Source organism: Cytobacillus sp. FSL K6-0129, from assembly GCF_038007625.1.
In the GTDB taxonomy this organism is placed as follows: Bacteria; Bacillota; Bacilli; order Bacillales; family Cytobacillaceae; genus Cytobacillus; species Cytobacillus kochii.
Genome location: NZ_JBBOXM010000001.1, coordinates 587,942 through 600,191, shown reverse-complemented (window position 1 = coordinate 600,191; position 12,250 = coordinate 587,942). Strand labels below are relative to the sequence as shown.

General features: G+C 38.3%; 12 protein-coding genes and 1 riboswitch. All 12 genes read left to right on the top strand.

Annotated features, from left to right (window positions below; genetic code table 11):
* Positions 1-2 precede the first annotated feature (2 nt).
* The 12 genes from MHI57_RS02930 (at position 3) to cysC (ending at position 12,248) form a co-directional block, all read left to right on the top strand.
* A complete protein-coding gene (locus MHI57_RS02930) occupies positions 3-1,205 on the top strand; it encodes an ABC transporter substrate-binding protein (RefSeq protein ID WP_340974868.1) in 1,203 nt (400 codons plus the stop codon).
* A 212-nt stretch (positions 1,206-1,417) separates the two neighbouring features.
* Positions 1,418-2,287 carry a branched-chain amino acid ABC transporter permease gene (locus tag MHI57_RS02925; RefSeq protein WP_340974867.1) on the top strand — a complete coding sequence of 290 codons (870 nt, stop codon included), beginning with the start codon at positions 1,418-1,420 and terminating at the stop codon, positions 2,285-2,287.
* Positions 2,284-3,297: a branched-chain amino acid ABC transporter permease gene (locus MHI57_RS02920; protein WP_328199413.1), complete on the top strand. Its 1,014-nt coding sequence runs from the start codon at positions 2,284-2,286 to the stop codon at positions 3,295-3,297. Before MHI57_RS02925 ends, MHI57_RS02920 begins: the two co-directional genes overlap by 4 nt.
* The gene (locus MHI57_RS02915) at positions 3,269-3,997 is read left to right on the top strand and encodes an ABC transporter ATP-binding protein (RefSeq protein ID WP_251161613.1); all 729 of its coding nucleotides are present in this window, start codon (positions 3,269-3,271) and stop codon (positions 3,995-3,997) included. The genes MHI57_RS02920 and MHI57_RS02915 overlap by 29 nt, the downstream gene beginning before the upstream one ends.
* On the top strand, positions 3,997-4,707 hold the full coding sequence (locus MHI57_RS02910; RefSeq protein WP_307314796.1) for an ABC transporter ATP-binding protein: 711 nt from the start codon (positions 3,997-3,999) through the stop codon (positions 4,705-4,707). The genes MHI57_RS02915 and MHI57_RS02910 overlap by 1 nt, the downstream gene beginning before the upstream one ends.
* A gap of 46 nt (positions 4,708-4,753) precedes the next feature.
* Positions 4,754-5,491 carry an IclR family transcriptional regulator gene (locus tag MHI57_RS02905; RefSeq protein WP_322909331.1) on the top strand — a complete coding sequence of 246 codons (738 nt, stop codon included), beginning with the start codon at positions 4,754-4,756 and terminating at the stop codon, positions 5,489-5,491.
* A 20-nt stretch (positions 5,492-5,511) separates the two neighbouring features.
* A complete protein-coding gene (locus MHI57_RS02900) occupies positions 5,512-6,840 on the top strand; it encodes an MmgE/PrpD family protein (RefSeq protein WP_322909330.1) in 1,329 nt (442 codons plus the stop codon).
* Between the two features lie 36 nt (positions 6,841-6,876).
* Entirely contained in the window at positions 6,877-8,088 is a 1,212-nt protein-coding gene (locus MHI57_RS02895; protein WP_307313966.1) for a CaiB/BaiF CoA transferase family protein, read from the top strand.
* A gap of 12 nt (positions 8,089-8,100) precedes the next feature.
* Complete coding sequence (locus tag MHI57_RS02890; RefSeq protein ID WP_322909329.1) at positions 8,101-9,039, top strand: hydroxymethylglutaryl-CoA lyase; 939 nt, start codon at positions 8,101-8,103, stop codon at positions 9,037-9,039.
* 441 nt (positions 9,040-9,480) lie between these two features.
* A riboswitch (SAM riboswitch) is annotated at positions 9,481-9,585 on the top strand.
* A gap of 163 nt (positions 9,586-9,748) precedes the next feature.
* Positions 9,749-10,468 (top strand): phosphoadenylyl-sulfate reductase, encoded by a 720-nt coding sequence (locus MHI57_RS02885; protein ID WP_328199409.1) that lies wholly within the window; start codon positions 9,749-9,751, stop codon positions 10,466-10,468.
* A gap of 13 nt (positions 10,469-10,481) precedes the next feature.
* Entirely contained in the window at positions 10,482-11,636 is a 1,155-nt protein-coding gene (sat, locus tag MHI57_RS02880) for a sulfate adenylyltransferase (protein ID WP_307313974.1), read from the top strand.
* Positions 11,637-11,642: 6 nt separating this feature from the next.
* On the top strand, positions 11,643-12,248 hold the full coding sequence (cysC, locus tag MHI57_RS02875; RefSeq protein WP_340974861.1) for an adenylyl-sulfate kinase: 606 nt from the start codon (positions 11,643-11,645) through the stop codon (positions 12,246-12,248).
* Positions 12,249-12,250 lie beyond the last annotated feature (2 nt).

Sequence of the window (12,250 nt, the reverse complement as noted above, 5' to 3'; positions counted from 1 at the left end):
AATTGAAAAAAATCGTTTTTCTTATGCTGGCGACGCTGTTCATATTGACAGGTTGTACTGGAGAAGCACAATCAGACGATGAGAATATTGTTAAAATCGGCGCACTTCATCCATTAAGCGGCGCATTGGCTAATGAAGGTCAGGAAATGCGTGATGCAGCAAGACTTGCAGTTGAAGAAATTAATGAAGCAGGCGGAATCGAGTCTTTAGGCGGTGCAAAGGTCGAATTAATAGAAGCTGATCATGAAGGTGCACCAGAAAAAGGGATGTCTGAAATTCAAAGGTTAGATCGTGAAAAAGTAGTTGGTGTTATTGGCGCTTATTCAAGTGGTGTTACATTACCTGCAACCCAAGAAGCTGAAAGAGCAGGAATCCCATTCGTTGTCGATATTGCTACAGTCGAAGAAGTTACAAAGAGAGGCTTTAAATACACCTTCAGAGTTCAGCCGCCAGCATCGACTATGGCAGCGAACTTTTTAGACTATTTTAATGTGCTTAATGAAATGAGTGATTCCCCTCTAGAGACAGTTGTTCTTGTTCATGAGGACTCAGTTTTTGGGACAAGTATTGCTAGTTTGATAGAGAAAGGGGCAGCAGATCACGAAATTGAAGTGCTGGATAACATCCCTCACGCTGCAACAACAGCTGATTTATCATCGACAATCAATAAAATTAATCGGCTCAAGCCTGACGCAGTAATCGCAACAACCTATTTGCGTGACGGCACGCTACTGGTAAATGGATTAAAACAATCTAACTTTCAGCCTAAAGCAATAATCGGTGTTGCTAATGGAGCTTTTAGCAATACGGCATTTATTAATGATGAAACAGAAATCAATCAATATATTATGGATGTCAACTATTCTATCAACCCTCAAAGTAACCTGGCAATTGAAGTTTCAAAAAAGTATGAGGACCTATTTAATAAACATATGGGGCCGAATGCAGCTTATTCTTATACTGCCACGAAAGTCTTAATTGATGCAGTAGAGAGAGCTGGATCAACCGATCGGGCCAAAGTTAAGAAGGCTTTATCCGAAACAAATTTAACAGAGCATATTCTCCCTCAAGATTCAATTATTTTTGATAAAAGTGGACAAAACGCAAATGCCCAGGCTGTTTTAAATCAAATTATTAACGGTGAAACTAAAGTTATTTTCCCTGATGAATACAAGAATGCCGACGCTGTATTACCAGCAAAGTAATGAAAAGAGGGAACGAAGAGAGAGTACTATGTATAGACAATATTAACATTTAGGGCCTTCAGTTGTACTTGTGGCCGGTTGTATACTCTTATCTCATTTGGAAGCTTGCGTCATATATCGGAAAACTCCACCCCAACTTTCAAAATTAGGATGATTGAGGGAACGAAATGGGTTCTCTTTTATAAAAAACACTAGGTATAGGAGGGAAGTTGATGCTCACTTTGATTTTACAGTCCTTGGTGGACGGTATTTTAATGGGAGGTATTTATGGACTGGTAGCTATAGGCCTCACCTTAATCTTTGGGGTAATGAAAATTATTAATTTTGCTCAAGGGGCATTATTAATGTTAGGTATGTATGTTTCATACTGGTCGTTTAGCCTTCTTGGGCTAAATCCATACTTATCAATACCATTAAGCGCCATCTTCTTATTTTTCATTGGAGCGATCATTCAGAAGACAATCTTATCTAAAATGTTAAATGCGCCAGAGCATAATCAATTGCTAGTGACACTTGGAATTATGCTTGTTATCGAAAACCTTGCGTTAATATTATGGAGTCCTGATTTTCGCAGCGTAAAATTAGAAGGTTTTATTCAAACGTTTAATATAGGTGAAGTAGGCGTAAATGTCCCAAAATTAATTGCTTTTATTGCAGCGATTGTATTATCCATAGGCCTGTTTTTATTTCTTAAAAAAACGATGCTTGGAAAGGCGATACGCGCAACTTCAATCAATCGGAACGGTGCAATGCTATCAGGAATCAACACGAACCGAATAAACTATATTGCCTTTGGATTAGGCGCTTCACTTGCAGCAATCGCTGGTTCGCTCATTACTCCATTTTTCTATACTTCGCCTACAGTAGGTGCCACTTTTATATTAAAGGGATTTGTTGTGGTAGTTCTTGGCGGATTGGGCAACTTTATCGGTGCAATAATAGGTGGGCTCATTATTGGCATTTCTGAAGCGTTAGGAGGAGCTTTTTTACCTGGTAGTTTAAAAGAACTCATGACCTATATTATTTTTGTCATTGTCCTAATGGCAAAACCTAATGGTTTATTTGGAGGGAAAGCACGATGAGAAAATCTCCTATTCTAATCATCTTAGCATTACTTATCTTTACGTTCTTTCCACTTGTTGTAAAAGACCAGTACTACATGCACATTGCCATTCTCATTTTGTATTATGCATTGGTGAGCCAAGCATGGAATATACTAAGCGGTTACTCGGGCCAGTTTTCATTTGGGCATGCAGCTTTTTTTGGAACAGGTGCTTATACATCAAGTATATTATTCACAAAGCTTGGTGTATCACCTTGGATTGGACTTTTTGCAGGGGCCATAATTGCAGCCTTAATTGGTCTATTTATTGGATATCTGTCGTTCAGATTCAAATTGAGAGGTGTGTTCTTTTCGCTCGGAACACTTGCATTTGCGGAAATTCTGCGAATCATTATTCAGAATTTTGACATTTTCAATAAAACACTTGGTGTACTTATTCCGTATAAACCAGATCCCCTTATGTTTCAATTTAGCTCACGCACCACTTATTATTACATCATTCTATTATTTGCTATCGCAGTCACTGTTTTAGTTTATTATATTAGTCGTTCTAAGTTGGGCTATAACTTGGTCGCCATCCGCGAAAATGAAGATGCTGCCCAATCACTAGGTGTAAATACGTATAAGAATAAAATGATTGCTATTGCAATTAGTGCAAGCCTAACAGCAATAGGAGGTACATTTTATGCACAATATATGCTCTTTATTGAGCCTGCGACGACTTTTTCTAATGATGTATCGATTAATATTTTGTTACCGGCTATCATTGGCGGGGCAGGAACGGTTTTAGGTCCTATTGTAGGTTCACTCATTATTATTCCAATTGGGGAGATTACAACCACTTTATTTGGAAACTTTGTCGGAGCGAATTTAATGGCTTACGGGGTCATTTTAATTCTTGTCATGCTGTACTTGCCTGAAGGAATTGTTGGGTGGTTCCAAAATAAATTTGGGAAGGAAAAAAATGCAAAGAAAAAGAAAGATAATAGCATAAATGGGAGTGAAGACGTTGGAACTTTTAAAAATTGAAGGATTGACAAAACGCTTTGCTGGCCTAGTAGCAGTAAACAATGTCAACTTAACGCTCAATAAAGGAGAAATTGTTGGGCTGGTTGGTCCGAATGGAGCAGGAAAGACAACTTTATTCCATTCTGTATGTGGATTTCACACACCGGAGGAAGGATCTGTTAAGTATAATGGTAAAGAGATAATTGGAAATAAACCGGAGCATATATGTAAAGAAGGGATTGCGAGAACATTTCAAATTGTGCAGCCTTTTGGCAATCTGACAGTGTTAGAAAATGTCATTGTTGGCGCATTTAATCGAGAAAAAAGTTATAAAGAAGCAGAAAGATTAGCTTTGGAAAACTTAGATTTAATTGGTATTTCATCTCTTGCCTATTCCAGAATGAAAGACCTAACCTTTCCAAATCAAAAGAAAGTAGAAGTAGCCAGAGCTCTTGCTACAAGCCCTGAAGTTCTTTTTTTAGATGAAGTAATGTCAGGGCTTAATCCATCTGAGGTTAATGAATTCATTGAGCTTATTAAGAATATTAGAGACAGTGGAATTTCCATCTTCTTCATTGAACATCTTATGTCTGCGGTGATGGCACTATCTGATCGTCTAGCTGTTATGCATCTGGGAGAAAAAATAGCTGATGGAGACCCGCAGGAAGTAATGAAAATTCCAACTGTAGTAGAGGCGTATTTAGGAGAGGAAGTATCATGATGCTAAGAGTATCGAACCTGAATGCAGGTTATGGAAATTTACAGGTTTTAAGAAATATCACTTTTGAAGTGAACTCCGGTGAATTAGTCAGTATACTAGGAACGAACGGTGCAGGGAAAACTACTTTGTTGAGGACCTTATCTGGATTAATTTCTACTACCAATGGACAAATAGAGTTCAATGGAAAGCATATACAAAAAATGCAACCAGAAAATATTGTCAAGGAAGGATTAATACAGGTGCCAGAAGGCAGAATGTTATTTACTGAAATGACAATACGTGAAAACTTAGAGTTAGGTGCTTATTCTTCAGGGGCACGTAAAAATATGAAGAAAAATATCGAGTACTGTTTTAAGCTATTTCCGATTTTAAAGGAAAGGGAAAACCAGATGGCAGGAAGCTTCAGTGGAGGCCAGCAACAAATGCTTGCAATAGGTAGAGCACTGATGGCTCAACCTAAGATTCTATTATTAGATGAGCCTTCTACAGGGTTATCGCCTTTATTAACAAAACAAGTATTTGACATTATTAAGGAAATTAAGCAACAGGGTGTCACTGTCCTATTAGTTGAACAGAATGCACATCAAGCATTATCCATGTCTGATAGGGGATATGTGATTGAAAATGGAGAGATAGTGATGTCAGGTACAGCAGAGTCTTTGCTGCAGGACAATAAACTTAGAGAATCTTATTTAGGTCTAGCCAATTAAGACCCTTGCACCGAATAGTTTTTTGATAGACTGGAGAGTTCACAAAATGAAAATAATTGAAAAAATGGCTAAAATACTATCTTTGTACTCTATGAATAGAACAAGCTTATCTATTAGTGAGGTACAAGAGGAATTGGGATACCCTAAAAGCACCGTCTTTCGTATCCTCAACGCACTAGAAGAATTTGATTATATTGAAAGGAACAAAGATACTCATAGATACTCTTTAGGTGTTAATTTTTTTAGGCTGGGTAGCATTGTTCAAAGCCAATTGGATTTTAGGCATGTCGCCATACCGATAATGAAAAAAATGGTAGAAGAAACAAGCGAAACAGTAGAACTTAATATTAAGGACGACCTTAATCGAGTATGCGTAGAAAAGGTTGATAGTCCTCAGGATGTCCGAAACTTTGTAAGAATTGGAGAACGAAAGCCACTTCATTTAGGTGCTTCAGGTAAGGTATTGATTGCATTCGAGAAGGAAACCGACAGAGAAAAAACACTCGATAATCTAGCTATGCAAAACAGTCTTATCCCTATTCAAGCACTACGAGAAGAACTCAATCAAATCAATCAACGTGGTTTCTGTGTTACGAAAGGTGAAAGGGTTCCTGGGAGCTTTGCTATTGCTGCACCTATATTTGATCAAAACAAAGAGATGGTCGCAAGCTTAACGATTGCAGGTCCTATCCAGAGACTTACGCCAGAACATGAGGAGGAATTGATTGCAAAAATAAAGGAGGGAGCTAGACAAATCAGCAACAACCTAGGTTATTTTGAATAAGAGAAGGGGGAGAAGGCCGATTGATCAAGAAAGCTTCAGCAATATATGATGCAGTTTGGTCAGACTTTAATGAAGAAACAATTGATTCAGCTAAATGGATCTTGTTAGATACATTAGGAGCTTTGATTGCTGGCATGCAGCAACAAGATACGCTCGAATTAGCTAAGCAATTTTCTGGAACGGGTAGCTATCAGCTGCTTGGTACTACCCTCCATGCAGATATGTATAGTACTGGACTTGTACATGGTACGGCATGTGTGGCTACAGAGATGGATGAAGGAAACCAATATAGTAAAGGCCACCCTGCGGCTCATGTGATTCCTGTTATTCTCACGATGCTTCAGAGAAGCAAAAATGTTTCTGGACAAGAACTGATTAGTATGATTATTAAAAGCTATGAATACTGCTCAAGATTTGGTAGAGCGACTACTCTATTACCAGAAGCACATGCTCATGGTACATGGGGAGTAATGGGGGCTGCAGCAACTGCACTCATGATTGATGGAGCAGATGAAGCAACATTTCAAGAAGGTGTGAACCTAAGCGCTAGCTTCTCATTGCCAACCTTATGGACATCGGCATTAGAAGGTAAATTAATTAGAAATATTTACGCTGGCCATGCGATTGAAATGGGAATGAAGAGTGTGATATTTGCCCGTACCAATCATTTGGCGCCGAAAAATAATGTTTCAACTGTGTTTTCCACTATTCTCGGCAGTGGATTTAATTGGACTGATTTAGAGAGGGGTAAGAATGTGCCCTGGGATATTGAACTCAATTATTTTAAACCCTATGCTTTTTGTCGTTATGTGCATTCACCTATTGATGCCTTTAAGTCTATTCTTGACAAACAGCAACTTGGTCCAGATCAGATAGAAAAAATAAACGTATTTACCTATGCAAGAGCATCCTCTTTATTACATCAGGATTATGAAAATATACTGTCATCGAAGTTTAGCATACCTTTTGCTATTGCTGTACAGCTCTATCATCAAAAAGCGAATCAATCTGTTTTCATAGATCAGCTACACAAGGATAAAGAGATAAAAGAGTTCGCTAAAAAGGTGTTTGTTCAATATTCTGCTGAGCTCGAAAAGGACTATCCTCTTCAAATGCCCGCTCGAGTGGAAATTATAGATTCATATGGAAATATATATAGCGAACGTGTAGACATTGCAAAGGGCGGGCCGGGTAAAAAACTATCTGAAAGCGAATTGATAGAAAAATTTAAGACCTTGACATCTGCCGTCTACAGCAGCAATCAACAGGATAAAATAATTGATTTTATTACTCATTTAGAAACGGAAACAAATATTGAGAAACTATTTGTTTTGTTGGAGTTGAAATAAGAGTATATTTTTTAAACAGAAGAGAGGTTAAAAGTAATGAATAATAAACAGAAATATGGCCCTCTAACTGGTAAGAGAGTGTTAGATTTGTCTACAATGATTGCGGCACCTTTTGGCGCTACATTACTAGGGGATTTTGGAGCTGAGGTTATTAAAGTAGAGATTCCCGGTAAAGGGGATACATTAAGAGGCATGGGTCCTTTTCGTGAGGATGAACCATTAAGGTGGCCAGCTTTAGCAAGAAATAAAAAATCACTTACTTTAGATTTGCATAAAGAAGAAGGGAAAGAAATTTTAAGAAAGCTTGTTAGAGTGTCAGATGTAGTAATAGAAAACTTCAGACCAGGAACGTTGGAAAAATGGGGGGTTGGATACGAAAATTTAAAGAAAGAGAATCCGAACTTAATCATGACAAGGGTTACAGGGTATGGTCAGACAGGTCCAAATGCCAGCAAAGCAGGATTTGGTACACCAGCGACTGCCTATAGTGGATTTACTTATTTACATGGATACACGGATCGACCTCCCATTAGTCCGTCTTTTTCATTAACAGATTATGTGACGGGTATTTACGTTGCTTTTGCAACGGTTACAGGTCTATATCATCGTGATACAGCAGAACAAGGGGAAGGACAATATATTGATATCGGATTATATGAATCTATGTTTAGAATGATGGAATTTCTTATTGCGGAATATGATCAAAAGCAAATCGTGAAAGAGCGTACGCCAGGTTTGAGCGGACACTCCAGTCCGGCAGGAACATTTCAAACAAAAGATGGTCACTGGATGTCTCTTGTCACTAGCTCTGATCGTACATTTGAACGTTTAGCAGCTGCAATGGGCAGGGAAGATATGCTTGAAGATGAGCGATATCATAATAATGCCGCCCGCCTTAGCCGATTTGAGGAAACAAACGGAATTGTTGCCGATTGGGTGAAACAATTTAATAGAGAAGAATTGCAGAATCTGCTAGATGACTATGGGGTCCCAATTAGTCCAATATATAGTATTAAAGATATCTTCGAAGACACTCACTATAAAGAACGACAAAATATCATAGAGGTTGACCACCCTCGTCTAGGAAAAATAAAAATGCCTGGTATCATCCCTAAATTCTCTGAGACACCTGGGGCTGTTCGAAATGTAGGCCCAGATTTGGGAGAGAACAATGAGGAAATCCTTTCTGGCATTCTTAATTATAATCATGAAGAAATTGAGATTTTAAAAGAAAATAACGTAATCTAAGGAGGGAAAAACATGAATTTGAAAGAAGAGGTCATTATTTCTGAAGTTTGCCCCCGCGATGGCTTTCAAAGTCTGGCAGAAATCATTCCTACAGAAGAAAAGGTCGAATTGATTAATTCAATGATTAGCTGCGGTTTCAAGCAAATTGAGGTCACATCTTTTGTTCACCCAAAAGCAATTCCTCAGCTGTCGGACGCTGCTGAAGTACTGCAAAAAATAAAGCGCAAGCAAGGGGTAAAACTACGTGCGCTTGTCCCGAATTTACGAGGATTAGAAAGAGCGATTGAAGCAGAAGTAGATAAAGTAAAACTAATGCTTTCAGCAACAGATTCCCACAGTATCAGTAACGCTAATAGCAAAACGTTCGATGCAATGAAAGGTTTTGAACCTCTAGTAAAACGCGCAACAGAAGCTTCTATGGGTGTATCAGGCAGCATTTCTGTCATATTTGGATGTCCTTACGAAGGGGATGTACCTTTGGTAAGAATTGAAGAGATTTGCAAAAGATATATAGATATGGGAATATACCAGTTATCGTTAGCTGATACAACAGGGATGGCGAATCCGGTAAAAGTTAAGCGCATTATTGGGCATCTCACTAGTAAATTCCCAGAATTATCCTTATCCTTACATTTGCATAATACGAGAGGTATGGCTTTTGCCAATGCCGTAGCAGGCTATGAAATGGGTGTTCGGGATTTTGATAGCTCGATTGCTGGACTAGGTGGCTGCCCTTATGCACCAAACGCCACTGGAAATATCTCCTCTGAAGACCTTATTCATGGTTTTGAAGAGATGGGTATTTCAACAGGTGTAGATTTGGATAAAGTCATTAAGCTAGGAAAAAAAATAGAGATTAAATATCCTGAATATTCTGATAGCTTTATTTTGAAGGCTGGTAAATGTTCTGACTTACACCTAGCTCCAAAAACCCAAGAAAAGTTGGGATAAAACTTCTATTCTTATTAATCCTCCTTTAAGAGAATGAAGATAGATTGAATTTTACTTTTAGCTAAGTGAGAAGTATTATGTCTTTAATTTTTCAAGGGCAGCTTTTGGAGGAAATCTTTTAGTTGTAAATGCAGTATATAATTCTCCTAATATGATTATTTTCGATTTTAATTTCAAAGAACAATTGAGACCATCAAAAGAGAAGCTCATACCATGTTTTTTACTATATCTTTAACTAATTATTAACGGCAGTTACATCCTTTATAAAACGTTATTTCTTTTATGAGGATATTTGAGAAGCGCTCTCAGAAGAAATTAACTTTTTCTTAACGTTTATGTATATTCATGAGTTTCAATTAAATAATTCTGACAAATCATAAAAATTAGATTTTTGTATTGACTTTTATTGATAGTATGTTAGGATTTATCTTATCCAATATTTTCTTATCCAGAGAGGTGGAGGGACTGGCCCGATGAAACCCGGCAACCTGCTTAATGCAAGGTGCTAATTCCAGCAAAATGTTGATTCATTTTGAAAGATAAGGTGTCATGAATCGTTATCTCACACCTTTTCTTATTGAAAAGGTGTTTTTTGTATAAGAGGTGATTCTTAAAAAATAATAGTCATTCGCTGATTAGACAACTAAAGGCGGACATTTTCCTTCAATGGGGAAATGCCGTCTTTTTTTATCGGAAAAGGAGGGATGAAATGCAACAGGCGATTACTTATGAGAACTGGCAGGATATTTCTGCAAGCTTTACTACCGATGATCACTCGAAAGGCGCTTTGTCTGTTCTAGAGTGGGCCTATCACACGTACAACGAGGATGAAATTGTGTATGCTTCTAGTTTTGGTGCCGAAGCCATCGTCCTTATCGACTTAATTACGCAAATCAAAAGAGAGGCTAAGTTGGTTTTTCTTGATACGGATTTACACTTTCCTGAAACTTATCAAGTGATTGAAGATATAAAAAAACGTTTTCCAGCGCTTCAAGTTGAAATGAAAAAACCTCATTTAACATTAGATGAACAAGCCGCTCGTTACGAGTCGGCATTGTGGAAAAAAGATCCGAATCAATGCTGTCAAATACGTAAAATACTACCTTTACAAGAAGCAATGGTGGGAAAAAAAGCGTGGATTTCAGGTCTTAGGCGCGAACAGTCACCCACAAGAAAGTATACTAATTTTGTGAACAAGGATGAGAAATTCACAAACATCAAAATTTGTCCACTTATTCATTGGCGGACGAAAGATGTCTGGGATTATATCAAAGAAAAACAATTACCCTATAATGCTTTACATGATGTGAACTATCCGAGTATTGGGTGTTTTCCTTGCACGCAACCAACAAATGAAGACGCTGATTCCCGCGCGGGTCGTTGGCAAGGCTTAACGAAAACAGAATGCGGCTTGCATACTAATTCTTAAAAGGAGTAAACAAATGAGCTTACCTAGTCCACATGGAGGAACATTAATTCAAAAATATGAACCACAATTCGATCTAGCTAAAGTGACAAAAACAATCGCAATCGACCGAATTGCATTAAGTGATTTAGAGTTGATTGCTATTGGCCTATTTAGCCCACTAACCGGTTTCTTAGGCAAAGAAGATTATGAATCTGTCGTGAAAAAAATGAGATTAAGTGATGGCACGGTTTGGTCACTTCCCATTACATTACCTGTTGATCTATCGGTTGCAGAACAACTCGATAAAGGGGAACAATATCGCTTGGATTTCGAGAATACAACTTATGGAGTCATCACAGTGTCGGAATGGTTTAGACCAGATTTAGAGATAGAGGCACATCATGTTTATCAAACTAACGACCATGCGCATCCAGGTGTGAAACGACTTTTTGAAAGAGGCAATCATTACGTAGCTGGTGAGATCACCCTTATAAGAAAACCTGAGAAAAAAGACTTTACAGATGTTTGGTTAGAGCCAAAAGACACTAGGGCTTTGTTTGTAGAAAAAGGTTGGCAATCGATTGTTGGCTTTCAAACACGTAACCCGATTCATCGTGCCCATGAGTATATTCAAAAGGCCGCCCTTGAGACTGTCGATGGCTTATTTGTGAACCCTTTAGTCGGTGAAACGAAAGCAGATGATATCCCGGCAACTATTCGTTTAGAAAGTTATCGCATTCTTTTAAAAGAATATTTCCCTCGTGAACGTGTTCACCTCGGTGTATACCCAGCAGCAATGAGATATGCTGGGCCGAGGGAAGCCATCTTTCACGCTATCGCTAGAAAAAACTTCGGGTGTACACATTTTATTGTTGGGCGAGACCATGCTGGTGTTGGCAATTATTATGGTACATACGATGCCCAAGAAATTTTCCACAACTTTACGAAAGAAGAGCTGGGTATTACACCGTTGTTCTTTGAACATAGTTTCTATTGTCACCGTTGCGAGGGAATGGCTTCAGATAAAACTTGTCCTCATGAAATGGAAGATCGTGTAATTTTATCTGGTACAAAAGTACGAGAGCTATTAAGTAAGGGTGAACAGCCACCTTCCACATTTAGTCGTAAAGAAGTGATTGATGTATTGATTAACGGATTAAAGTCAGATGCAACGGTTACGAGAGGGTGAATGAATATGACGAATCGTAACCTTACTTGGCATGATGCCGTGATTACAAAAGACGAGCGCCGTAGTAAACAGCAACATAGCAGTTGCACATTATGGTTTACAGGATTATCAGGTTCTGGTAAATCAACTTTAGCGAATGCCTTATCAGCCAAACTATTTGAGAAGGGCATAAAGGAATATGTGCTTGATGGAGATAATATCAGACATGGTCTAAATGCAGACTTAGGCTTTACTGAAAAAGATCGTACAGAAAATATCCTCCGTATTGGGGAAGTAGCTAAACTGTTTGTTGATAGTGGAACAATTGTTGTTACGGCATTCATCTCACCATTTTCTGCAGACCGTGATTGTGTACGTGAACAGTTTGCTTCCAATGAATTTTTTGAAATATTTATTGACTGCCCGTTAGCAGAATGTGAGAAAAGAGACCCGAAGAAATTATACGAGAAAGCGCGAAGAGGTGAAATAAAAAACTTCACCGGAATCGATTCACCTTATGAGCCTCCTAAACATCCGGATTTAACTATTAGGTCCGACCGGTTATCAGTTGAGGAAGCAATAACTGAAATACTATCGTTTTTGCAACAACAACAAATCATTAAGGAGTTGTAGGC

Bases quoted from the DNA above. Each gene is read 5' to 3' on its own strand.
- MHI57_RS02925 (WP_340974867.1), top strand. From the start codon at position 1,418: ATGCTCACTTTGATTTTACAGTCCTTGGTGGACGGTATTTTAATGGGA.
- MHI57_RS02920 (WP_328199413.1), top strand. From the start codon at position 2,284: ATGAGAAAATCTCCTATTCTAATCATCTTAGCATTACTTATCTTTACG.
- MHI57_RS02910 (WP_307314796.1), top strand. From the start codon at position 3,997: ATGCTAAGAGTATCGAACCTGAATGCAGGTTATGGAAATTTACAGGTT.
- MHI57_RS02905 (WP_322909331.1), top strand. From the start codon at position 4,754: ATGAAAATAATTGAAAAAATGGCTAAAATACTATCTTTGTACTCTATG.
- MHI57_RS02895 (WP_307313966.1), top strand. From the start codon at position 6,877: ATGAATAATAAACAGAAATATGGCCCTCTAACTGGTAAGAGAGTGTTA.
- MHI57_RS02890 (WP_322909329.1), top strand. From the start codon at position 8,101: ATGAATTTGAAAGAAGAGGTCATTATTTCTGAAGTTTGCCCCCGCGAT.
- MHI57_RS02885 (WP_328199409.1), top strand. From the start codon at position 9,749: ATGCAACAGGCGATTACTTATGAGAACTGGCAGGATATTTCTGCAAGC.
- sat (WP_307313974.1), top strand. From the start codon at position 10,482: ATGAGCTTACCTAGTCCACATGGAGGAACATTAATTCAAAAATATGAA.
- cysC (WP_340974861.1), top strand. From the start codon at position 11,643: ATGACGAATCGTAACCTTACTTGGCATGATGCCGTGATTACAAAAGAC.